General features: G+C 66.1%; 21 protein-coding genes. 6 read left to right on the forward strand and 15 right to left on the reverse strand.

Features of this window, described 5'->3' with window-relative positions; all coding sequences use genetic code 11:
- Positions 1–5 precede the first annotated feature (5 nt).
- Positions 6–1,754: an acetolactate synthase 3 large subunit gene (locus tag L286_RS44310; protein WP_020818851.1), complete on the reverse strand. Its 1,749-nt coding sequence runs from the start codon at positions 1,752–1,754 to the stop codon at positions 6–8.
- Between the two features lie 100 nt (positions 1,755–1,854).
- Positions 1,855–2,799 carry a tRNA (adenosine(37)-N6)-dimethylallyltransferase MiaA gene (gene miaA, locus L286_RS44315; protein ID WP_020818850.1) on the reverse strand — a complete coding sequence of 315 codons (945 nt, stop codon included), beginning with the start codon at positions 2,797–2,799 and terminating at the stop codon, positions 1,855–1,857.
- Between miaA and serB the strand changes: the two genes are divergently transcribed.
- The gene (serB, locus tag L286_RS44320) at positions 2,798–3,676 is read left to right on the forward strand and encodes a phosphoserine phosphatase SerB (RefSeq protein WP_013039842.1); all 879 of its coding nucleotides are present in this window, start codon (positions 2,798–2,800) and stop codon (positions 3,674–3,676) included. The genes miaA and serB overlap by 2 nt on opposite strands.
- Positions 3,677–4,046: 370 nt before the next feature.
- Here the strand turns inward: serB and purQ are convergent, their stop codons facing one another.
- Together purQ and purS are read right to left on the reverse strand one after the other, a co-directional pair.
- A complete protein-coding gene (gene purQ / locus L286_RS44325) occupies positions 4,047–4,721 on the reverse strand; it encodes a phosphoribosylformylglycinamidine synthase subunit PurQ (RefSeq protein ID WP_020818848.1) in 675 nt (224 codons plus the stop codon).
- 3 nt (positions 4,722–4,724) lie between these two features.
- Entirely contained in the window at positions 4,725–4,955 is a 231-nt protein-coding gene (gene purS, locus L286_RS44330; RefSeq protein WP_007682101.1) for a phosphoribosylformylglycinamidine synthase subunit PurS, read from the reverse strand.
- A 109-nt stretch (positions 4,956–5,064) separates the two neighbouring features.
- Here purS and L286_RS44335 point away from each other — a divergent pair, with 109 nt between their 5' ends.
- Positions 5,065–5,817 (forward strand): sulfite exporter TauE/SafE family protein, encoded by a 753-nt coding sequence (locus L286_RS44335; RefSeq protein ID WP_013039843.1) that lies wholly within the window; start codon positions 5,065–5,067, stop codon positions 5,815–5,817.
- 19 nt (positions 5,818–5,836) lie between these two features.
- On the opposite strand, the gene purC is transcribed toward L286_RS44335, so the two are convergent.
- The 6 genes from purC to L286_RS49085 all read right to left on the reverse strand — a co-directional run bounded on the left by purC (position 5,837) and on the right by L286_RS49085 (position 11,201).
- Complete coding sequence (gene purC / locus L286_RS44340) at positions 5,837–6,619, reverse strand: phosphoribosylaminoimidazolesuccinocarboxamide synthase (protein WP_007682103.1); 783 nt, start codon at positions 6,617–6,619, stop codon at positions 5,837–5,839.
- A gap of 130 nt (positions 6,620–6,749) precedes the next feature.
- Entirely contained in the window at positions 6,750–6,881 is a 132-nt protein-coding gene (locus L286_RS49635) for a hypothetical protein (RefSeq protein WP_020818847.1), read from the reverse strand.
- Between the two features lie 31 nt (positions 6,882–6,912).
- Complete coding sequence (otsA, locus tag L286_RS44345; protein ID WP_025161097.1) at positions 6,913–8,316, reverse strand: alpha,alpha-trehalose-phosphate synthase (UDP-forming); 1,404 nt, start codon at positions 8,314–8,316, stop codon at positions 6,913–6,915.
- A 25-nt stretch (positions 8,317–8,341) separates the two neighbouring features.
- Positions 8,342–10,120, reverse strand: coding sequence for a glycoside hydrolase family 15 protein (locus L286_RS44350; RefSeq protein WP_274518534.1), 1,779 nt, complete (start codon positions 10,118–10,120; stop codon positions 8,342–8,344).
- Positions 10,121–10,219: 99 nt separating this feature from the next.
- Positions 10,220–10,984 (reverse strand): trehalose-phosphatase, encoded by a 765-nt coding sequence (gene otsB, locus L286_RS44355; RefSeq protein ID WP_020818845.1) that lies wholly within the window; start codon positions 10,982–10,984, stop codon positions 10,220–10,222.
- Positions 10,985–11,054: 70 nt separating this feature from the next.
- Positions 11,055–11,201 (reverse strand): hypothetical protein, encoded by a 147-nt coding sequence (locus L286_RS49085; RefSeq protein WP_020818844.1) that lies wholly within the window; start codon positions 11,199–11,201, stop codon positions 11,055–11,057.
- Between the two features lie 127 nt (positions 11,202–11,328).
- On the opposite strand from L286_RS49085, the gene gcvA reads away from it, so the two are divergent.
- The 3 genes from gcvA (at position 11,329) to L286_RS44370 (ending at position 16,760) form a co-directional block, all read left to right on the forward strand.
- Positions 11,329–12,249 carry a transcriptional regulator GcvA gene (gene gcvA, locus L286_RS44360; protein ID WP_025161096.1) on the forward strand — a complete coding sequence of 307 codons (921 nt, stop codon included), beginning with the start codon at positions 11,329–11,331 and terminating at the stop codon, positions 12,247–12,249.
- 386 nt (positions 12,250–12,635) lie between these two features.
- Positions 12,636–14,924: a DNA topoisomerase IV subunit A gene (gene parC / locus L286_RS44365; protein ID WP_020818842.1), complete on the forward strand. Its 2,289-nt coding sequence runs from the start codon at positions 12,636–12,638 to the stop codon at positions 14,922–14,924.
- Positions 14,925–15,017: 93 nt separating this feature from the next.
- The gene (locus L286_RS44370; RefSeq protein WP_238559345.1) at positions 15,018–16,760 is read left to right on the forward strand and encodes a putative bifunctional diguanylate cyclase/phosphodiesterase; all 1,743 of its coding nucleotides are present in this window, start codon (positions 15,018–15,020) and stop codon (positions 16,758–16,760) included.
- On the opposite strand, the gene L286_RS44375 is transcribed toward L286_RS44370, so the two are convergent.
- From L286_RS44375 to L286_RS44390, 4 genes are read right to left on the reverse strand one after another with little or no spacing between them, the layout of a single operon-like run.
- On the reverse strand, positions 16,724–17,932 hold the full coding sequence (locus L286_RS44375; protein ID WP_007682819.1) for a CCA tRNA nucleotidyltransferase: 1,209 nt from the start codon (positions 17,930–17,932) through the stop codon (positions 16,724–16,726). The two genes, L286_RS44370 and L286_RS44375, sit on opposite strands and share 37 nt — an antisense overlap.
- Positions 17,913–18,524, reverse strand: a complete 612-nt coding sequence (locus L286_RS44380) for a CoA pyrophosphatase (protein WP_020818840.1) — start codon at positions 18,522–18,524, stop codon at positions 17,913–17,915. Before L286_RS44380 ends, L286_RS44375 begins: the two co-directional genes overlap by 20 nt.
- Positions 18,521–19,087: a DUF1285 domain-containing protein gene (locus L286_RS44385; RefSeq protein WP_020818839.1), complete on the reverse strand. Its 567-nt coding sequence runs from the start codon at positions 19,085–19,087 to the stop codon at positions 18,521–18,523. The genes L286_RS44380 and L286_RS44385 overlap by 4 nt, the downstream gene beginning before the upstream one ends.
- Positions 19,088–19,132: 45 nt before the next feature.
- Complete coding sequence (locus tag L286_RS44390; RefSeq protein WP_193377934.1) at positions 19,133–19,627, reverse strand: GNAT family N-acetyltransferase; 495 nt, start codon at positions 19,625–19,627, stop codon at positions 19,133–19,135.
- A gap of 152 nt (positions 19,628–19,779) precedes the next feature.
- Here L286_RS44390 and L286_RS44395 point away from each other — a divergent pair, with 152 nt between their 5' ends.
- The gene (locus L286_RS44395; protein ID WP_020818837.1) at positions 19,780–20,163 is read left to right on the forward strand and encodes a dihydroneopterin aldolase; all 384 of its coding nucleotides are present in this window, start codon (positions 19,780–19,782) and stop codon (positions 20,161–20,163) included.
- Positions 20,164–20,279: 116 nt separating this feature from the next.
- Here L286_RS44395 and L286_RS44400 read toward each other — a convergent pair whose 3' ends face one another.
- A complete protein-coding gene (locus tag L286_RS44400; RefSeq protein WP_025161094.1) occupies positions 20,280–21,224 on the reverse strand; it encodes an isopenicillin N synthase family dioxygenase in 945 nt (314 codons plus the stop codon).
- Positions 21,225–21,270 lie beyond the last annotated feature (46 nt).

The raw sequence follows: 21,270 nt of genomic DNA on the forward strand, positions 1-21,270 counted from the left end.
ATCCTTTACACCAGCGCCTTCGCTTCGTCCGACATGACGCCTTCGACCTGGCTGGGGTCGAGCAGCATGTCGGTATGCGCCGCGCCCGACGGGATCATCGGGAAGCAGTTGGTGAGCTTCGCCACGCGGCAATCGACCAGCACCGGGCCGGGCGTGTCGATCATCTGGGCAATGCCCGCCTCCAGTTCCTGCGGCCCCTCGATGCGGATGCCGGTCCAGCCATAGGCCTCCGCCAGCTTCACGAAGTCGGGCAGGCTGTCCGAATAGCTGTTGGAATAGCGGCTTTCATAGGTCAGTTCCTGCCACTGGCGGACCATGCCCATATATTCATTGTTCAGGATGAAGATCTTGACCGGCAGGCGATACTGGCTGGCCGTGCCCATTTCCTGGATGTTCATCTGGATCGAGGCGTCGCCCGCGACGCAGACGACCAGGCTGTCGGGATTGCCCAGTTGCGCGCCGATGGCCGCCGGGAAGCCGTAGCCCATGGTGCCGAGGCCCCCGGAGGTCAGCCATTTATTGGGCGCGTCGAAGCCGAAATGCTGCGCCGCCCACATCTGATGCTGGCCGACTTCGGTGGAGATGATGACGTCCTTGGCCGAGCGCGACGCCTTGTAAAGCTGGGCGATGGCCTCCTGCGGCATGATCTCTTCGCGGCTGTCGGGATAGGCGAGGCTGTTGCGCGCGCGCCAGCCGTCGATCCGCGCCCACCATTCGGAAAGGTCTGCCGCCTTGTGGCAGCGATCCTTCCAGAGCGCGATCATGTCCGCCAGCGCGCTGGCGACGTCCGCGATGATGGCCAAGTCGACGTCGACCGTCTTGTTGATCGAGCTGCGGTCGATGTCGATATGGATCTTCTTCGAATCCGGCGAGAAGGCGTCCAGGCGGCCGGTCACGCGATCGTCGAAGCGGGCGCCGACGCAGACGATCAGGTCCGCCTTGTTCATCGCCCAATTGGCTTCATAGGTGCCGTGCATGCCGAGCATGCCGACCCATTGATCGGACGAAGCCGGAAAGGCGCCCAGGCCCATCAGCGTCGAGGTGACGGGCGCGCCGGTCAGCGCCGCGATCTCGCGCAGCAGGGCGGATGCTTCGGGGCCGGAGTTGATGACGCCGCCGCCGGTGTAGAAGATCGGGCGCTCGGCCGCCGCCAGCATCTCCACCGCGCTGGCGATGGCGGCCGGGTCCGCCTTCGTCTGGGGGCGGTAGCTGGCATGTTCGAACGCCTGCGGCTTGCTGTAGGGCGCGGTCGCGATCTGGACATTCTTCGGAATGTCGATGACGACCGGGCCGGGGCGGCCGGTGGTGGCGATATGGAACGCCTCATGGACGACGCTGGCCAGCTTGTTCGGCGACTTCACCAGATAGTTGTGCTTGGTGCAGTGGCGGGTGATGCCGACCGTGTCCGCTTCCTGGAAAGCGTCCGTGCCGATGAGATGCGTGGGAACCTGGCCGGTGATGACGACCATCGGGATGGAATCCATCAGCGCGTCGGTGATGCCGGTGACGGCATTGGTCGCGCCGGGGCCGGAGGTGACGAGCACGACGCCGGGCTTGCCGGTGGAGCGGGCATAACCCTCCGCCATATGGGTCGCGCCCTGTTCGTGGCGGACCAGGACGTGGCGGATCTTCGGATGATTGAAGAGTGCGTCATAAATGGGCAGCACCGCGCCGCCCGGATAACCGAACACGACCTCGACCCCCAGGTCGATCAGGCACTCAACCAATATGTCCGCGCCGCTCTTTTCGGCCACGATGGATCCTTCCGTTGGATAATTGCTGCGCCCTCTGCTCCAGAAGCGGAGCGATGGCAAGGCGGCTGCGTCTATTGGACATAAAATGGCAAGTCAAGAGTTATTGCTGTAATTTAATTGCCAATTCACCCAATATTTCTGCATCAATCTGTCGGTTCTCGCTCGGCCATTCGGGCGGGGGCTGGCGCGAAAACCAGGTATATTGGCGTTTCGCATATTGGCGGGTGGCGATGCGGCCGCGTTTCAGCATCGTGTCGCGGTCGATCTGTCCCGCCAGCCAGGCGGCGATTTCGGGCACGCCGATGGCGCGCATGACGGGAAGGTCGGGGGAAAGGTTGCGGGCGAGCAGGGCCTCGACTTCCGCCGCGGCGCCGCCGTCCAGCATCTGCCCGAAGCGCAGGTCGCAGCGGGCGATCAGCCAGTCGCGGGGAGGGAGGAGGATCAGGGGCGAGAGGGCGATGCCGTCGGCGATGCCGCCGCTTTTATGCTGCTGCCATTGGGCGAGGGGCTTGCCGGTGGAGCGGACCACCTCCAGCGCGCGGGCGACGCGGGTGGTGTCGGCGGGGGCTAGGCGGGCGGCGGCTTCGGGGTCTTCTTTTGCGAGGGCGTCGTGGGCGTCGGCCACGGCAAGGGCGCGGACGGCGGCGCGGATGGCGGGGTCTATGTCCGGAACCGGGGCGATGCCGTCCAGCAGGGTGCGGAGATAGAAGCCGGTGCCGCCGACCAATATGGGCAGGCGGCCCGCCTTATGCGCCTTGTCGATTTCGGCTTTGGCTTCGGCGGCCCAGCGGGCGGCGGTGCAGGCCTCTGCCCCGTCGATATGGCCGAACAGGCGGTGCGGAACGCCGTCCATCTCCTCATCCGACGGCCGGGCGGAGAGGATCCGGAGGTCGGCATAGACCTGGCTGGCGTCGGCGTTGATGACGATGCCGCCGGTCATGTGGGCCAGGCGGACCGCAAGCGCGCTCTTGCCGCTGGCGGTAGGCCCGGCAATAAGCGCGACGCGGGGGCGGGATTCGCCCTTCGATGTGGCAGGAGTATCCATGTTCGTTGCGACCTTAGTGGCAAGCGGGGCCTTGAGTCAGGAAGATATTGCCGATGCCGTCGGACGCTTGGCGACGGCGGGATGCGCGCCCGTCGATAGCAAGTGGCTGGACGAGGGCAAGGCGGCGGATATTTTCTTCGGGTTCGATCCGGTCGCGGCGCGGGCGGTGCTGACCGGCATCGGCGAGCGGGTGGACGTGATCGTCCAGTTGGCCGAGGGGCGCGAGAAGAAGCTGCTGATCGCGGACATGGATTCCACCATGATCACCGTCGAATGCATCGACGAACTGGCCGACTATGCCGGGATCAAGCCGCAGATCGCCGAAATCACCGAGCGGGCGATGCGCGGCGAACTGGATTTCGCGGGCGCGCTGCATGAGCGTGTGGCCCTGCTGAAGGGGCTGGCGGACGCGGCCATCGACCAGTGCCGCGAGGAACGGGTCGTCATCATGGGCGGCGCCAGGGAACTGGTGCGGACGATGAAGGCGCGGGGCGCGACGACTTTGCTGGTGTCGGGCGGCTTCACGCGCTTCACCGGGCCGGTGGCGGAGGAAATCGGCTTCGACGCGGCGGTCGCCAATGTGCTGGAGATTGCGGACGGGGCCTTGCTGGGCACGGTGACGGTGCCCATCGTCGACGCGGCGCGCAAGCGGGCGGAACTGGAGGCGGCGATCGAGGGCGGCATCGACCGCGCCCTGACGCTGGCGGTGGGCGACGGAGCCAATGATATTCCGATGATCCAGGGGGCGGGACTGGGCGTCGCCTATCATGCCAAGCCCAAGACCCGCGAAGCTGCGGCGGCTGAGATCGTGCATGGCGATTTGTCCGTGCTGCTCTACGCGCAGGGCATCGCTTCGGCGGAGTGGGTCGTGCGTTGATCCTGGCGCGCCCAGAATGACCGCGACTGGCCATTTTCAGACTCTCTTTTCAATTGTCCGGCCCCGAGTCCAGATGATTGGCTCAGGATCAGGCGTAACCCAATGGCCACAGCTTCCCTAAAAAAACATCCTATTTCTCAACCACCCCCACAATTTGCCCTGTCCTATTCGACGCCAGCCAGCCTATCCCACGTCGCTCTTTGAAACGTCCGACCAATCGCCTCACCACGCATACGCGCGCCTAGGCACGCGCGCGCATACACTGTGAACTTCGGGGTGAAACGCTCGACGGCGAACAGGAAAAAAGACCAGGAAGCCGCAGTTTCCCGGCCTTTCATAGTTCACTCAGCTTCTTGAAAGGCAGCCCCTCTCAGGCTCGCGCCAGCAGCCCCTCGACCAGCCCCTCGAACAGCCGCCGGCCATCGGTCGCGCCATGCGCCGCCTCGATCACGCGCTCCGGATGCGGCATCATGCCCAGCACATTGCCGGTCTCGTTCAAAATGCCCGCGATGTTCCGCGCCGACCCGTTGACGCTCTCCGCATAGCGCAGCGCCACGCGGCCTTCGCCCTCCAGCCTGTCGAGCGTCGCCGCGTCGGCGAAATAATTGCCGTCATGATGCGCCACCGGAAAGCTGATCGCTTCCCCCGCCTCATAGCGGCTGGTGAAAGCGCTCTGCGCATTCTCCACCGTCAGCGCGACGTCGCGGCAGACGAAATGCCCGCCCGCATTGCGCAGCAGCGCGCCGGGCAGCAGCCCGCTCTCCGTCAGCACCTGGAAACCGTTGCAGATGCCCAGCACATAGGCGCCCCGGTCCGCCGCCTTCGCCACCGCCTGCATCACCGGCGAGCGGGCCGCCATCGCGCCGGAACGCAGATAGTCGCCATAGGAAAAGCCGCCCGGCACGCCGATCAGGTCGATATCGTCGGGCAGTTCGGTGTCGCGGTGCCAGATCATGGCGGGCTTCGCGCCGGTCGCCGCCTCGAACGCCACGGCGAGGTCGCGGTCGCAATTGCTGCCGGGGAAGACGATGACGGCGCTCTTCATGGCTCAGGCCTTTTCGATGCGGTAGTTTTCGATCACCGTGTTCGCCAGCAGCTTGCGGCACATGGCGTCGATATCCTCGTCGCTGGTGCCGTCGGCCAGGTCAAGCTCGATCAGCTTGCCCGCGCGCACGTCGTTGACGCCGCCGAAGCCAAGGCCTTCCAGCGCATGATGGATCGCCTTGCCCTGCGGATCGAGGACACCGCCCTTGAGGGTGACGAAGATGCGGGCTTTCATGGGGCAGGGAACTCCGTAATCAGGCTTTCGCGCACCCCCTAATCCCCTCGGCTCCCGCAGGCAAGGCATTATGCTTTCCCGATCGGCGGCGTTGCTTTAGGCGGGCGCCATGAATCAGGAATATCTCTATTATGCCTGCGCCGTCGCCGCCGTGATCCTGTCCGGCCTCGCCAAGGGCGGGTTCGCCGGGGTGGGGGCGCTGGCCATGCCGATCATGGCATTGGGCGTGGACCCGGTGAAGGGGGCGGCGATCCTGCTGCCCATCCTGATCCTGCAGGACGCCGTCAGCGTCTGGTCGTTCCGCCATAGCTGGGACCGGCACATAGCGAAGGTCATGCTGCCGGGCATGGCGATGGGGGTCGCCATCGGCTATGTCTTCGCGGCCCAGGTGTCCGAAGTCGCGGTGCTGGGCGTGCTGGGCCTGATTTCGGCGCTGTTCGGGCTTCAGCGGCTCTGGATCGAGCGCGGCGGCGCGATGGTGCTGCCGTCCAATTCGCCAAGCTGGATCGGCATGCTGTTCGGCGTGGCGAGCGGCTTCACCAGCCAGATCGCTCATGCCGGGTCGCCGCCCTTCCAGATGTGGGTGCTGCCCAAGCGCCTGCCCCGCGACACGCTGGTCGGGACGACGGCGGTCACCTTCGCCACGATGAACTGGATGAAGGTGCCCGCCTATGCCGCCCTGGGGCAGTTCACCCGGACCAATTTGCTGGCGACCGCGACGCTGATTCCCGTGGCCGTCGCGGCGACCCTGGCGGGCGTGGTGCTGGTGCGGCGCGTGGATCCGGCGCGCTTCTACACGCTCATCTATGTGCTGATGGTATTGCTGGGCATCAAGCTGCTGGTGGACGCGCTGCTCGCCTGAGCAGCGCGTCCTATATCTATCAATCCTTGCTGCGCTTCTTGCGGTGGGTGTCGAGGTCGAGGACGGTCGTATCGACGCCCTCAGGCATCAGGCCCAGACGGCGGGCGACTTCCTGATAGGCCTCGACTTCGCCGCCCAGGTCGCGGCGGAAACGGTCCTTGTCCAGCTTCTCGCCGGTAGCCATGTCCCACAGGCGGCAGCCGTCCGGGCTGATCTCGTCGGCCAGGATGACGCGGCTGTAATCGCCGTCCCACAGGCGGCCGAACTCCAGCTTGAAGTCGATCAGGCGGATGCCGATGCCCGCGAACAGGCCGCACATGAAGTCGTTGATGCGGATCGCCATGTCGGCGATGTCGTGCATCTCGTCCTGGCTCGCCCAGCCGAAGCAGGCGATATGCTCTTCCGACACCAGCGGGTCGCCCAGCGCGTCGTCCTTGTAGCAATATTCGATCAGCGTCCGGGGAAGCTGCGTCCCTTCCTCGATGCCCAGCTTCTTGCTGAGCGAACCCGCGGCGACGTTGCGCACCACGACTTCGATCGGCACGATCTCGACCTGGCGGACAAGCTGCTCGCGCATGTTGAGGCGGCGGATGAAGTGGGTCGGAACCCCGATCTGGCCGAGCAGGGTGAAGATATGCTCGGAAATCCGGTTGTTGAGCACGCCCTTGCCCGAAATCGTGCCCTTCTTCTGGGCGTTGAAGGCGGTCGCGTCATCCTTGAAATATTGGATGATCGTGCCCGGCTCCGGGCCTTCGTAAAGGATCTTTGCCTTGCCTTCGTAGATCTGGCGGCGACGGGCCATGCGCGGTTCCTGTCTTCCCAAGAATGAATGTGCCCCGGCAAACGCGAATCGGGAAGGATCAGCGGGTGCCGGGGCTGCTTGGGCTGGCCCTTAGACCAAAGTGGGCAAGGGTGCAAATGGATGGGGATAGCTACAGCACGTCCCCGAACATGAACCAGATCAGCGCCAGCCACGGCAAAAGGCCGACCGCCCCCAATATGACGCCCGATCTGGCGCGAATGGCGGCAAGGGCGCCGCCCGCTTCTTCCTCATCATCATCCATCTGTCCGACAGTAGCGGCGCCGGCGGGAAAGTTAAGCCGGTTGCGCCTCCGGTTTCACTTCGCCGTCGCGCTGGACCGCCATAAGCCGCTCCGTGAAGCGCTGACGCCACCAGCTTATGTCCTGCTGCTCCACGCTGTCCATCATGGCGCGCCAGCGGCGCTTGCGCTCGTCCAGGGGCATGGAAAGGGCGCGGGTGATGGCGTCTGACATCTCCTCCGGGCTGTAGGGATTGATGAGCAGCGCGTCCTTGAGCTGCTGGGCCGCGCCGGCGAAGCGCGACAGGATGAGGACGCCGGGATCGTCGGGATCCTGCGCCGCCACATATTCCTTGGCGACCAGGTTCATGCCGTCGCGCAGCGGCGTGACCAGCCCGATCTTCGCGGCGCGGTAGATGCCGGCCAGCTTGTCGCGCGGATAGCCCTGGTTGACGTAACGGATCGGCGTCCAGTCGACGTCGCTATATTCGCCGTTGATGCGGCCTGCCAGCGCGTCGAGCGTTGCGCGGATCTGCTGATAGCTTTCCACCTCCCCGCGGGAGGGCGGCGCGATCTGCGTCAGCACGACATTGCGATGCTGTTCGGGATGATCCTTGAGGAAGCGGGCATAGCCGTTGAACCGCTCCTCCAGCCCCTTGCTGTAGTCCAGGCGGTCCACGCCCACGATCATGGGACGGTCCTGAAGCGAACGGCGGACCTTCTCATACATGTCCTTGGCGGCGTCGCTGACGGCGGCGCTGGCATATTCCTGCGCGTTGATGCCGATGGGGCAGGCGATCGCCTGGATCGTCCGGTTTCCCAGCGTCACGAAATCGCCGTCGACCGTTCCGCCCATCTCCCGCTCCACATAGTGGCGGAAGGATTCCAGCCATTCCTCCGTATGGAACCCCACGACGTCATAGGCGAACAGCGTCTGCACCAGCTTGCTGTGGTGGGGCAGCGACACCAGCAGCCGGGTCGGCGGCCAGGGGATGTGCAGGAAGAAGCCCATGCGATTGTCATGGCCCCGATCGCGCAGCATCCGACCCAGCGGGATCATGTGATAATCCTGGACCCAGATGATGTCCTCAGGCTCGATCAGCGGGCTGGTCGTGTCCGCGAAACGCTGGTTGACGCGGTTGTACCCGCCCTCGAAATCGCGGGCATATTCGGCCAGGTCGATGCGGAAATGGAACAGCGGCCAGAGCGTCTTGTTGGCATAGCCGTTATAATATTCATCGACGTCCTGCTCCTCCAGATCGATGGTCGCGGTCTTGACCCCTTCATCCTCCGAAAAGCCGATCTGTCCGGTGAAATTCTCCGTGACCTCGCCCGACCAGCCGACCCAGATGCCCCGGCTTTCCCGGAGGGCCTGGGAAAGCGCGACGGCCAGGCCGCCCTGGTTGCCGGTCTTGGTCGGGCGACTGACCCGGTTGGAAATGACTATCAGGCGGCTCATGCCAAGCGCCTCCATGCCAAGCGCCTCATCGCATCACGCTCCACGGTTTGCTCAAGAGCACGGCGCAATTGATGATGCCGACCAATGAGTAGGTTTGGGGATAGTTCCCCCACAATTCCCCGGTGGCGGGGTCGATGTCTTCGGAAAGCAGCCCGGCGGCGGTGCGGCGGGACAGCATCTCCTCGAAGAGGGCGCGGGCCTCCTCGCTGCGGCCGGTCCGATGCAGGGCCTCTATCAGCCAGAAGGTGCAGACGTTGAAGGCGGTGACCGGCTCCCCGAAATCGTCCGGCGCGCTGTAGCGCAGCATGTCGTTGCCCCGGCGAAGATCCTGCTCCAGGGCCTTCAGCGTGCCGACGAACATGGGATTGTCGGCCGCCAGGAAGCGCAGGTCCAGCAACTGGAGCAGCGAGGCATCCCGCGCGTCGTCCTCGAAAGTGGCGGAAATGGCGTTGCTGTCCGTCCGCCAGGCCGACTGGAGGATGCGGGCCTTCATGACCTCCGCCCGTTCGCGCCAATGGACTTCGCGTTCCGGCAGGCCCAGGGCCGCCGCCGCATGGGCGAGGCGGTCGCACGCCGCCCAGCACATCACCGCGCTATAGCTGTGGACATGGGCGCGGGTGCGCAATTCCCACAGGCCGGCGTCGGGCTGGTCATAGACCTGCCAGGCGCGCTCGCCCACGGCCTCCAGCGCCTCGAAATCCGACAGCCCCGCCATGCGCAGCAGGCGCTGGTCGATGAAGCCCTGCACGGAGGAGAGGACGATCTGGCCATAGGCGTCATGCTGCACCTGGGAATAGGCGGCATTGCCGACGCGCACCGGCCCCATGCCGCGATAGCCGGGCAGGTTCTGCGCCTCCCGCTCCTCCAGCGTGGCGTTGCCGCGCACGTCGTAGAGCGGCTGGATATGGCCGCCCCGCGCACCGTCGACAATGTTGCGGAGGTAGACGAGATAGCTTTCCAGAACGTCCAGCGCGCCCAGCCGGTTCAGCGCCTCCACTGTGTAATAGGCGTCCCTGATCCAGCAATAGCGATAGTCCCAGTTGCGGCCGCTGTCCGCATGTTCGGGGATGCTGGTGGTCAGCGCAGCGACGATGGCGCCGGTTTCCTCATGCTGGCACAGCTTGAGCGTGATGGCGGAGCGGATCACTGCCTCCTGCCACTCGGCTGGAATGGCGAGGCCGCGCACCCAGATCTGCCATTCGTGGATCGTATCGTCCAGCATCCGCTCCACTGCGGGGCGGAGGGCGTCGGAAAAGCTCTCGTCCGGACCCAGGAAGAAATGCATGTCATGTTCCAGCCGGAACCAGCTTTCCTGGGAGATGAGGCCGATGGGCGCATTGGTGGAAACGCGCATCGCCATATAGGACAGCACCAGCCGGATATGGTTTGATCCGTAGCTGATCGGCACCTTTTCCGAATGCCAGGAGGTGGTGGGCCGCAACCTGACGCGAACGCGCGGGCTGCCGGACACGGGCCGCACCACGCGGGCGAACGCGACCGGGCGGTACATCCGGCCCAGATGCTTGTGGCGGGGGCAGAAATCGTAAAGCTCTATCGCATTGCCCTGCGCGTCGGTCTGGCGGGTCACGAGCACGGGGGTGTTGCGGACATAATGCTGCTCGATCCGGACGCAGTGTTCCAGTTCTATGGCCCAGAAGCCCCGCGCATCCGGTTCATCCCAGGCGGCATCGTCCAGCAGGGCCGAGAATACCGGATCGCCATCGACGCGGGGGACGCAGGCCCATACCATCCGCCCGGCCCGGTCGATCAGCGCCGAAGCCTGGCAATTGCCGATGGGCCACAGGTCGAGCGTGCGCTCATTCCCGCCGGGAAGGTCGTTTTTCTGCGTCTCTATCGGTCCGTCCCCCTTGTTCGTGCACGACGGGGGCGCCGGACCATCGGATCAGTCGGTGCCAGCGACCCCCTGGGCCAGATAATGCCTGACGGCGGCAACCTGTTCCAAAGAGAATGCGGCGAGCGTCGCCCGGGGCACGCCGACGAGAATGCCGGCGCCGCCCAGATCGCGCGCCACGGCAAAGCCCTCCTCATCGGTGACGTCGTCGCCAATGAACAACGGCGTGCCGCCGGCCATGGGCGCGCGGCGCATCAGCGCGCGGACGGCGCTGCCCTTGTCGGCGCCGCCGGGACGCAGTTCGTAGAGCATCTTGCCCGGCTGGAGCGCGAGGTCGAGCCGGTCCGCCAGGCCGGCGGCGAGGTCGCCCGCCTCCCGGCCCCATTGGGGGGCGCCGCGGAAATGCAGGCCGACGCTGATCGTCTTGCGCTCGACAAGGACGCCGGGCTTGCCGGACGCGAAGGTCTGGAAGGCGGCTTCCGCCTCATTGATCGCGGGCAGGCGGGCGGGCGCCTCTATGGGGCGGCCGGGTTCCGCCAGTTCCAGCCCATGGGTGCCGGCGAGCAGGAACTGCCCGAAGCCGAAATCGCGCAGGGTGGCGACGGATCGGCCGCTGACGATGGCAAGCCGCCCCTCGAGCCGATCGCGCAGGCGGCCGAGCAGAGCGAGCAGGTCGTCATCGACCTCCACGCCGTCGGGCGTGTCGGCTATGGGGGCCAGCGTTCCGTCGAAATCGAGGAACAGCGCGGCCCCGGTCAGCAGCCGGGGCGGCGGAGGGGGAAGATCGGGAACAGGGGAAAGGCGGGAATCGGACACGCGCGCAAGTTGGCGCGTGGCGCGGATTGTGCAAGCCCCGTTGAACCCTGTTCGCGATTTTTGCGGGGCTTCACCGCCGTTCCTCCGCCCAGGGCGCCGACCAGGCGATGCGGTGGAGCGCGCGGAAGGCCTGCATGATGGCGGCGGTCAGATCCGGGCGATCCTGGGCGGTTTCATGGGCGCGGGGGGACAGCCGGGCGTCCTTGGACATATGCATGACAGTTCCTTTCCATGAACGTTGTGGAGAATGAATGGCGTTTTTCGGGATTTCCTATCGCTCTTTTTCAGGGGGTCGGCCAACAAAAGGGTGGACGGGAATCATAAGGCTGGCTTATCCATGGCGCATGAGACCATTGCCGCCCCTGTCCGCCGTCCGCGTGTTCGAAGCCGCCGCACGGCTGGAGAATTTCACTGCCGCCGCGCAGGAATTGGGGATGACCCAGGCGGCGGTCAGCTATCAGGTGAAGTTGCTGGAGGAGCGGCTGGGCATCAGCCTGTTCCAGCGGGCGGGACGGAAAGTGGCATTGACCGACAAGGGGCGAGAGATCGCGACGGTCGTGTCTCGCGCCTTCGACCAGATGCGGGAGGGGTTCGCCGCGCTGACGCAGGACCATATGACGATCCTGACGATCAGTTGCACCAACAGCTTCGCGCATCTTTGGCTCGCCCAGCGGATCGGGACGTTCCAGATGCGCCAGCCGGGGCTGGCCGTGCGGATCGACGCGACCGACCGGGTGGTGGACCTGGCCCGCGACGGCGTGGACGTGGCGGTGCGGGGCGGGCGGGGCGAATGGCCGGGGCTGGAGGCGAAGCTGCTGACCCACAACCGGCTGGCGCCGCTTTGCAGCCCGGCCTGGCTGGCGGCGAACGGACCCATTGCCGATGCGCAGGCGCTGCACGCCATGCCGCGCCTGTCGCCGGACGACATGTGGTGGCATGAATGGTTCGCCGCCATGGGGGTGGAGGCGGACGGCAAGGGGCTGCCGCCCGCAATCGCGTTCGATTCCCAGGTGATGGAGGGCCGCGCCGCCATGGCCGGGCAGGGGGTGGCCATCGTCAATCCCTTCCTGTGGAAGGCGGAGGTGGAGGCCGGATTGCTGGTGGAGGCCGTGCCCTCCTATGTCCGGGAGCGGGCGAGCTATTGGGTGGTCTATCCGCCCCATGCGCGCAACACGGCCAAGGTGAAGGCGTTTCGCGACTGGATCGGCGCGGAGTTCGCGCGGGAGATCGCGGCGGACCCGGAAGGGCGGTTTTTGCCGCGGTGAAGCGCGTTGATGTTGCGTGTTCCTGCTAAGGCGGGAAATCAGTTCTGCCCTGGGCCGGGTGGACAAATTCGGGATGTGGGGGATGGGCATTTCCGGACATCATTCCTCCCTACGCGAAGCGTGGGGAGGGGGACCAGCCGCAGGCTGGTGGAGGGGAAATTTCGGAGGCCGTGCCTTTTCCCCTCCACCACGCTTCGCGCGGTCCCCCTCCCCATCTCTCGATGGGGAGGAATAGGATAGGTCCGCTTTCCACCCAAATTACTCAGTCCGGCGAGACTTGAATTTGTCCACGCTGCCTGGGGCGAACTGGACTCCTGCCTTCGCAGGAGCAGGGTGGGATTAAACTCCGTTTCCGTTTTGTCGCGGCGCTGCTATTCCCCTGCGCGATGACCGATTTTCGCGACCCGTTCGACGCTATCAAGGATCACCCGTTCGACGATGCGCTGTCGCAGCGCTACCTCGTCTATGCGCTCTCCACCATCACGGCGCGGTCGTTGCCGGACCTGCGCGACGGGTTGAAGCCGGTGCACCGGCGGCTGCTGTGGGCGATGCGGTTGCTCAAGATGGAGCCGGGCGGGGCTTCGCCGGACGTGCTGGTCGCCAATCCGGCGCGCAACACCACGTCCTACAAGAAATGCGCCCGCGTCGTCGGCGACGTCATCGGCAAATATCACCCGCATGGCGACGCGTCGGTCTATGACGCGATGGTGCGGCTGGCGCAGGATTTCTCGCTGCGCACGCCGCTGGTCGACGGACAGGGCAATTTCGGCAATATCGACGGCGATAATGCGGCGGCGATGCGCTATACGGAGGCGCGGCTGACGCAGGCGGCGGCCGACCTGATGGCGGGGCTGGACGAGGGCACCGTCGAATTCCGCCCCACCTATAATGGCGAGGATCAGGAGCCGGAGGTCTTTCCCGGCCTCTTCCCCAACCTGCTGGCCAATGGCGCCAGCGGCATCGCGGTCGGCATGGCGACCAGCATCCCGCCGCACAATGTCGCCGAACTGATCGACGCGGCCAGCCTGCTGATCGACAATCCCGATGCCGAACATGCCGAGCTGATGCGGATCGTGCGCGGGCCGGACTTTCCGACCGGCGGCGTGCTGGTGGACAGTCCTTCCATTATTTCAGAGGCTTATGCGACGGGGCGGGGATCGTTTCGAACCCGCGCCCGCTGGCACAAGGAGGATGGCGGGCGCGGCACATGGGTCGCGGTGGTCACGCAAATCCCCTTCCAGGTGCAGAAGTCGAAGCTGATCGAGCAGATCGCGGCGCTGATCAACGACAGGAAGCTGCCGATCCTGGCCGATGTGCGGGACGAGAGCGACGAACTGATCCGCATCGTCATCGAACCCCGCGCCCGCACGGTCGACCCGGACGTGCTGATGGACAGCCTGTTCCGGCTGACCGACCTGGAAAACCGCTTCCCGCTGAACCTGAACGTGCTGGACGCGACGCGCACGCCCAGGGTGCTGGGGTTGAAGCCGGTCCTGATCGAATGGCTGAAGCACCAGATCGACGTGCTGGTGAAGCGCGCCCAGCACCGGCTGGACAAGATCGCGGCGCGGCTGGAACTGCTGGACGGTTATATCATCGCCTATCTGAACCTGGACCGGGTGATAGAGATCATCCGGACCGAGGACGAGCCGAAAGAGGTGATGATGGCCGAGTTCGGCCTGAACGACCGGCAGGCCGAGGCGATCCTGAACATGCGGCTGCGCAGCCTGCGCAAGCTGGAGGAGATGGAACTGCGGCGCGAGCATTCCGAACTGCTGAAGGAACGGGATGACCTCATCAAGTTGGTCGAAAGCCCGGCGCGGCAGCGGACGCGGCTGAAGAAGGATCTGGCCGACCTGCGCAAGCGCTATTCGCCCGACAGCGATTTCGGCAGGCGGCGCACTTTGGTCGAGGAAGCGGCGCCGGCGCGGGAAATCCCGCTGGAGGCGATGATCGAGAAGGAGCCGATCACCGTCATCCTGTCCGAACGCGGCTGGATCAGGGCGATGAGCGGGCATCGCGACCTGGCCTCCGCCGATACGCTGAAATTCAAGGAAGGCGACGGTCCGATGATCGCCTTCCACGCGCAGACCACCGACAAGCTGCTGCTGGCGACGGAGACCGGGCGCATCTTCACCCTGGGCGCGGACAAGCTGCCGGGCGGGCGCGGTTTCGGCGATCCGGTGCGGTCGCTGGTCGACATGGACGGCACCGGCCAGATCGTCGCGCTGATGCCTGCGCGCATCGGCGGCGAACTGCTGCTGGCGTCATCCGACGGGCGGGGCTTCGTGGCGGCGGTGGCCGACGTGATCGCGGAAACCCGCAAGGGCAAGCAGGTGGTCAATGTCCGCACCGGCGCGAAGCTGAGCGTCGTCCACCCCATCGCGCCCGATGCCGACAGCGTCGCCGTGGTGGGCGAGAATCGCAAGCTGCTGGTCTTTTCCCTGATCGAAATGCCGCGCATGGCGCGGGGGCAGGGCGTGCAGATGCAGCGATATCGCGACGGCGGCCTGTCGGACGCCATCGCCTTCCGCCTGTCGGACGGGCTTAGCTGGGCCATGGGCGGGGGAACGGGGCGGGTGCGCACGGAGGCGGACATGACGCCATGGCGCGTCGCCAGGGGCGCGGCCGGGCGGATGCCGCCCACCGGCTTCCCGCGCGATAACCGTTTCTGAGAAGCGGATTTTTCGCTATCATCGCATCGGGATCGGGGAATGTCGTTTCCCGAATATTTACCCTTTGGCCCTATCGCCAGGGCCATGGAATCCATGTCGATGCGCGATCGGCCCACAGAAACGCCGGACGTCGAGCTTCTTTCGGGGCATGATGGCGCGCATCCGTCGCCGACGCTGCCGATGCCCGACTGGATGGCGGCATTGCCCTTTCCCGCCACCATATTATCGTTCGAGAACAAGCGATTGTCCATGGTGGGGGCCAATGCGGCCTTCGCGCACAGCTTCGATTGCATCCTGTCGGGCAAGGCCGAACGGTCCCACGCGGCCGAATGGCGCAAGCGAATCGTGGAGAGCATCCTGTCCGGCCGCGATTCGGAAGGATTCGAATTACGTCGCGACGGGGCGCTGGGACCGGAATATTTCTATTGCACGGTCGGCCGCCTGCCGAAACGGGACGGCAAGCCCGACCTTTTCCTGTTCACGGCGCTCGACCGCACCAGCGACCGGACCATCGAGAAGAATCTGAGGCGGGAATTGCTGTCCGACGGGTTGACGGCGCTGCCCAACCGGACGGGTTTCGGCGAAGAGATCGAAGACCGGCTGACCAACGCGCCCTGGCCGGAAAATGCGCAGTTCGGCGTCATCGCCATCGATCTCAGCCGGTTCAGCCGGGTCAATGAATCGCTGGGGCCGATGGCCGGCGACGAATTGCTGATCACCGTCGCCAAGCGGTTGAAGTCGAGCCTGCGCCAGGGCGATGTGCTGGCGCGCATCGGCGGCAATGATTTCGCGATCTTCGCCCGTCTTAACAACGGCTTGTCCGACGCCCTTCACATCGTTCAGCGCATTCGCGATGCGCTGAGCTATCCTATCAGGCTGAGCGATCTGCAGATCAGGGTCGATTGCGCGATCGGCTGCGCCCTGTCGACCAGCCTGAGCGAAGATCCCGAGGACGTGGTGCGCAAGGCGCAGGCCGCGGTGAAGATCGCCAAGCGCAGCGGCAAGGTGGAAATCTATCGCAACGGCGTGCTCAAGGAGGCGCAGCGGCGCTTCTCCGTAGAGAGCCGGTTGCGCGACGCGCTGGCGCAGGGCGGGCTGACCCTGGCCTTCCAGCCGCTCATCCACCTCCAGACCGGGGAAGTCACGGGTTTCGAGGCGCTGGCGCGGTGGGAGGACGAGGAACTGGGCCATGTCTCGCCCGCCGAATTCATCGCCGTGGCGGAGGAAAGCGGGCTGATCACCTCCCTGGGACGCTGGGCGGCCTATGAGGCGGCGCAGGCGCTCAGCCGGTGGGACGCGAAATTCGGCCAGCCGGCGCCGCTGGGCGTCAATGTGAACCTGTCCCCCATTCAGATGGCGCGGGACGATGTCGCCTCCATGTTCGAGGAGGCGCTGCGCTATTCGGGCATTTCGGGCAAGCGCATGACCGCGGAACTGACCGAAAGCGCCATCATCGCCGATCCGGAGAAGGCCCGGAAGCTGCTGTTCGCGCTCAAGGATCTGCACATGCCGATCGCCATGGACGATTTCGGCACCGGCTATTCCAACCTGGCGAGCCTGCACAGCCTGCCCATCGACATATTGAAGATCGACCGCAGTTTCGTGACCTCCATGCTGGAGGACCGGGACAAGGAGATCATGGTGCGGACCATCCTGTCGCTGGCCGAATCGCTGGGGCTGCACGTGACGGCCGAGGGGATCGAGACGCAGGAACTGGCCCATGCGTTGCAGAATCTGGGCTGCTGGCAGGGGCAGGGCTATTATTTCGCGCGGCCGATGCCCGAAGCCGACGCCTATGACTATTGGCGGGCGCGCTGGAACTTCGAAACGGTCTGATCCGCGATTTCCGACAGGCGGGCTTCGTCGGGAAAGCCCTCCGCCACCCAGATGTCCTGAACTTCCGCCAGCGCCTTCGCCACGTCCGGGCCGGGTTGCAGGCCCCGCTCGATCAGGGCGCCGCCGCCCAGCGGCAGGCGCGGCGGCGTCCAGCCCGCGAGCAGCTTCATGTCGTTGAGCGGCGCCGATGGATCGATCAGCATGCGGTCGATGGCCCCTTCCACGCCGATCCGGAAGGCGAGGGCGCGGGGCGGAGCGGAGGCTGCGCCCTCCAGCGCGGTGGCCAGGCGCTTTCGGGCCTTGTTGGACAATTTGAGCCGGGCGCCGACCTGGTCGGCGACGCGGGGGTCCGGGGGAAGCAGGGCCGCCAGGCGCCGCAGGGCCGCCGGGGCGGTGCCGGAGGCGGCCTCGCGATCGATCAGCGCGGACAGGCGCGCCAGCCCGCCATGGTCGACCTCCGGAAGGACCGGCAGCAATATGCCGCCGTCGACCATGAGCCGGAGCGAGGCCAGCGGGCGGGGCAGGGCGAGCAGTTTGAGCAGCTCGTCCGCTATGCGTTCGCGGGAGAGGGCCATCAGGCTGTTGGCGGCCTGCCGGCAGGCGGCATAGGCCTCATCATCGGGTTCGTCATGGCCGAAGCGGGCGAGGAAGCGGAAATAGCGCAGGATGCGCAGATGATCCTCCGCGATGCGGGCGCCGGCGTCGCCGATGAAGCGGACGCGATGCGCGCGAAGATCGGCGACGCCGCCGAAGAAGTCCGTGATGGCGTGGGTCAGCGGGTCGGCATAGAGCGCGTTGATGGTGAAATCGCGCCGGGCGGCGTCTTCGCGCCAGTCGTCGGTATAGGCGATGGTGGCGCGGCGGCCGTCCGTGCTGACGTCGCGGCGCAGGGTCGTGATCTCCACCGGCCAGCCGTTGATCACCGCCGTGATCGTGCCATGGTCGATGCCGGTGGGCACGGCCTTTATGCCGGCGGCCTTGAGGCGGTCGATGACGGATTGCGGCTCCAGCACGGTGGCGATGTCCAGGTCGTTGACCGGCAGGCCCAGAAGGCCGTCGCGCACCGCGCCGCCGACGAAGCGGGCAAGGCCCTGTTCCGCGCCAAGCGCCCTCAGCAGCGCGTCCAGGCCGGGGCGGTGGCGCCAGTCGGCGTCAGGCAGCAGACTGGTCATGGCCTAGCCTGCGCGACAGATTGGCGAGGATCGCGGCGGTGATGCCCCAGATGCGCCGTCCTTCCCAGAATATTTCGTAATAATGCCTTTCAACGCCCTGAAATTCGATCGATCTTCTGATCCGGTTGGCGGGGTTCAGGGCGTAGGAGAGGGGGAGTTCGAACAGGTCGGCGACCTCGGCCTCCTGCGGGAAGAGGGGGAGGTCGGGCGGGATCACGCCCAGCACGGGGACGATGTCGAAGCCGGTGAAGGTGTGATAGCGGTCCGACGTGCCGATGATGTCGACCAGGTCGGGCAGGAGGCCGATCTCCTCCTGCGCTTCCCGCAGGGCGCCGGCGATTTCGTCGGGGTCGTCGTCGTCGACCCGCCCGCCGGGGAAGGCGACCTGGCCCGCATGCTTGCGCAGTCCGGTCGAACGCTGGGTCAGGATCAGGCCGGGTTCGGGGCGGTCGGTGATCGCGACCAGCACGGCGGCGGGAAACAGCATGATGTCGCCGTCGATGCGGGGATCGCGGGTGTCGGCGGCCAGGACGCCGACCTCCCGCTCATGCCCTTCCCGGAGGGCGGTCCGCAGCCGTTCCGCCAGGGTCATGCCGATCCGTCCAGCGCGAAGAAGGCGCCGTTGCTCCAGAGACCGATGGGTTCGGCGCCTTCGTCCAGCGCCAGGTTCATCAGTTCATAATAGACGCTGCGGGCGATCAGCGCCTCCAGCCCGCCGCGGACGTGGAGATAGGGATGCGGCCCGTCCGGCGTTTCGCGCAGGATGAGGGCGTTGTCCGGCCCGGCGGCGACCAGGTCGCCCGTGTTGAGCCGGAAGGCGAGGCTGCGCGTCCGGCCTTCGCCCTCGCTCTTGAGCTCGACGGCGACGAAGGGCGCGTCCTCCACCTCGATCGACAGTTTTTCGACGGGCGTGACCAGCACGTGGCTGCCGTCCGGTTCGCGGCGCAGGATGGTGGAAAAGAGGCGGACCATGGCCTCCCGCCCGATGGGCGAGCCTTGATGGAACCAGGTGCCGTCGCGGGCGATGCGCATGTCGCTGTCGCCGCAATGGTCGGGGTTCCATTTCTCCACGGGCGGCAGGCGCTTTTCCTGGAGCAGCCGCGCAATGTCCGTCAGGGAAAGGCTGGCGAGATCGGGGGGCGGCTCCATCGGCATAGGGCGGAGATAGGGGGCGGAGCGCCCGAAGGCAAAAGGGAAATTTCAGGCGCGGACGGTGGCGCGCGGACCCAGCATGCCCGTGCCGCCCAGGGGCCGCCCGTCGACCGACAGCGCCAGCAGGCGGCGCGGCTCGAACGGGCCGGGGCAGTCCCAGCCGCCGGTCGCTTCCGCCGAAAAGCCCCAGAAGCGGCCATAATATTCCGGATCGCCGATCATCATCAGCGGATCGCTGCGCTGCGCGCGGGCGGCCGCCACGACGGCGTCCATCAGGGCGCGGCCATGGCCCGTCCCCTGGACGGCGGGGTCGACGGCGACGGGACCGACCATGATGAGCGGCGTCCGCCCGCCGTCCGCATGGGCGAGGGCGACGGGCCAGCTTTGCAGCGAGCCGATGAGCCTGCCCCGCTCATCCTCCATGCCGAAGGACAGTTGGGGCAGCCAGGGCATGCCGTCGCGAATCAGATAGGCTGTGCGGCCGTGCCGGTCAGCGCCGAAGGCGGCGTCGAGCAACCGCTCTATCGCGTCCCGCGACATCATGTTGAGGGGCACTATCACAGACACGTCTTGCCGATCCGTCCTCAATGGCGCATGGACGCGCCGAGAGCGGCGGGCTTTAGCGCGTGGCTCGCAAAATAAAAGTCTAAAACTGGCCCACTCCCGCAGCAGGGACCGGCCGAACGTGGCGAGCTATGAACAGCGGATTTGACGATTTCCTGACGTTGGAGGTGAACAATCTGGACGTGGATGTCCTGACCGGCATCTATTCGGAGGAGACGCACCTGCCGCAACCGCTGCGCATATCGATCAGGGCGCGGTTGAAGGTCGCGGATCATTACGATCCCGACACGCCGCTGTCCCGGTCCAAAAATTACATGGACCTCAAGCATGCGGCGACGACGGCCTTGCCCGAAGGACAGCATTTCACCCTGATCGAGGCGGTGGCCGACCATATCGTCGACACGATCTTCCTCCAGGACGACAAGGTGACGCATGTCGAGGTGAAGATCGTGAAGCTCGCCCTCAGCGAGAAGGGCGAGGAGATCGGCATTACCATGGGGCGTGGGCGGCGGTAGGTTCCTGATCTTTTGGGCGTGCTCGTTTCGATCGGAGCGCTTCCTGCTCCTGCGCAGGCAGGAGCCCAGTTCAAACGGCGGAACTAGGCTCCTGCCTGCGCAGGAGCACGGTGAGCTTATCCCTTGATCAGCCCGATTTCCCGCAGCCTTTCGGTCAGATAGTCGTGCGCGGTTATGGGCGGGTCGCGCCGGGGATGGTCCGCATCCACGCATTGGGGCAGCGCGTCGATCAGGAAATCCGGCCGCAGGTGCAGGAAGAAGGGCATGGAATAGCGCGAATAGCCGCGCCGTTCCGGCGGCGGGTTGACGACCCGGTGGCTGGTCGATGGCAGGCGGTGGTTGGTCAGCCGCTGGAGCATGTCGCCCACATTGATGGCGAGCGCGCCGGGCGGCGGAACCACGGGCAGCCAGTTGCCGTCCCGATCCTTCAGTTCCAGCCCGCCTTCCTCCGCGCCCAGCAGCAGGGTGATGAGGTTGATGTCCTCATGCGCGCCGGCGCGGATGCCCGGCGCCTGCGGCGAGACGGGCGGATAGTGGAGCAGGCGCAGGATCGAATTGCCGTTTTCGACGGGCTTGTCGAACCAGCGCTCCTCCAGCCCCAGATAGAGCGCGATGGCGGAGAGCAGGTCGGCGCCGACGCGGTCGAATTCGGCATAGAGGCGCGAGAACGTCTCATGGAATTCCGGCAGTTCCTCCGGCCAGACATTGGGCGGCATGCTCCGCGCCAGCGGATCGCCTTCGGGGAGGTCGCGGCCGACATGCCAGAATTCCTTTAGGTCGTTCTCGCTCGCGCCCTTGGCGATCTCCACGCCAAAGGCGGTGTAGCCGCGCTGGCCGCCATTATACCGGGCGTCGTAGCGGCGCTTGACCTCCTCCGGCAGGGCGAAGAACCGGCGGGCGAGCGCCCAGCCACGGTCGATCAGCGCCTGGTCCATGCCATGGTCCTTCACCATGGCGAAGCCGAAGCGCTGGAAGGAACCGCCGAAGGCGGCGGCGAAGTCGGCCCTGGCCATGTTGGCCAGGGACAGGACGGGCACTTGTCCCGGCACCGATTGCGACACGCGATTTCTCCGAAATTCAATTGGATCGGGCTGGCGCGCCGTCGTG

The organism is Sphingobium sp. HDIP04, assembly GCF_000445085.1.
GTDB classification, from domain to species: Bacteria; Pseudomonadota; Alphaproteobacteria; order Sphingomonadales; family Sphingomonadaceae; genus Sphingobium; species Sphingobium indicum.

What these genes read in the sequence shown, in the direction of transcription:
- serB (WP_013039842.1), top strand. Translation starts at nt 2,798, where the DNA reads ATGTTCGTTGCGACCTTAGTGGCAAGCGGGGCCTTGAGTCAGGAAGAT.
- miaA (WP_020818850.1), bottom strand. Translation starts at nt 2,799, where the DNA reads ATGGATACTCCTGCCACATCGAAGGGCGAATCCCGCCCCCGCGTCGCG.
- purQ (WP_020818848.1), bottom strand. Translation starts at nt 4,721, where the DNA reads ATGAAGAGCGCCGTCATCGTCTTCCCCGGCAGCAATTGCGACCGCGAC.
- purS (WP_007682101.1), bottom strand. Translation starts at nt 4,955, where the DNA reads ATGAAAGCCCGCATCTTCGTCACCCTCAAGGGCGGTGTCCTCGATCCG.
- L286_RS44335 (WP_013039843.1), top strand. Translation starts at nt 5,065, where the DNA reads ATGAATCAGGAATATCTCTATTATGCCTGCGCCGTCGCCGCCGTGATC.
- purC (WP_007682103.1), bottom strand. Translation starts at nt 6,619, where the DNA reads ATGGCCCGTCGCCGCCAGATCTACGAAGGCAAGGCAAAGATCCTTTAC.
- L286_RS49635 (WP_020818847.1), bottom strand. Translation starts at nt 6,881, where the DNA reads ATGGATGATGATGAGGAAGAAGCGGGCGGCGCCCTTGCCGCCATTCGC.
- otsA (WP_025161097.1), bottom strand. Translation starts at nt 8,316, where the DNA reads ATGAGCCGCCTGATAGTCATTTCCAACCGGGTCAGTCGCCCGACCAAG.
- L286_RS49085 (WP_020818844.1), bottom strand. Translation starts at nt 11,201, where the DNA reads ATGCATATGTCCAAGGACGCCCGGCTGTCCCCCCGCGCCCATGAAACC.
- gcvA (WP_025161096.1), top strand. Translation starts at nt 11,329, where the DNA reads ATGAGACCATTGCCGCCCCTGTCCGCCGTCCGCGTGTTCGAAGCCGCC.
- parC (WP_020818842.1), top strand. Translation starts at nt 12,636, where the DNA reads ATGACCGATTTTCGCGACCCGTTCGACGCTATCAAGGATCACCCGTTC.
- L286_RS44370 (WP_238559345.1), top strand. Translation starts at nt 15,018, where the DNA reads ATGTCGATGCGCGATCGGCCCACAGAAACGCCGGACGTCGAGCTTCTT.
- L286_RS44375 (WP_007682819.1), bottom strand. Translation starts at nt 17,932, where the DNA reads ATGACCAGTCTGCTGCCTGACGCCGACTGGCGCCACCGCCCCGGCCTG.
- L286_RS44380 (WP_020818840.1), bottom strand. Translation starts at nt 18,524, where the DNA reads ATGACCCTGGCGGAACGGCTGCGGACCGCCCTCCGGGAAGGGCATGAG.
- L286_RS44385 (WP_020818839.1), bottom strand. Translation starts at nt 19,087, where the DNA reads ATGCCGATGGAGCCGCCCCCCGATCTCGCCAGCCTTTCCCTGACGGAC.
- L286_RS44390 (WP_193377934.1), bottom strand. Translation starts at nt 19,627, where the DNA reads ATGATGTCGCGGGACGCGATAGAGCGGTTGCTCGACGCCGCCTTCGGC.
- L286_RS44395 (WP_020818837.1), top strand. Translation starts at nt 19,780, where the DNA reads ATGAACAGCGGATTTGACGATTTCCTGACGTTGGAGGTGAACAATCTG.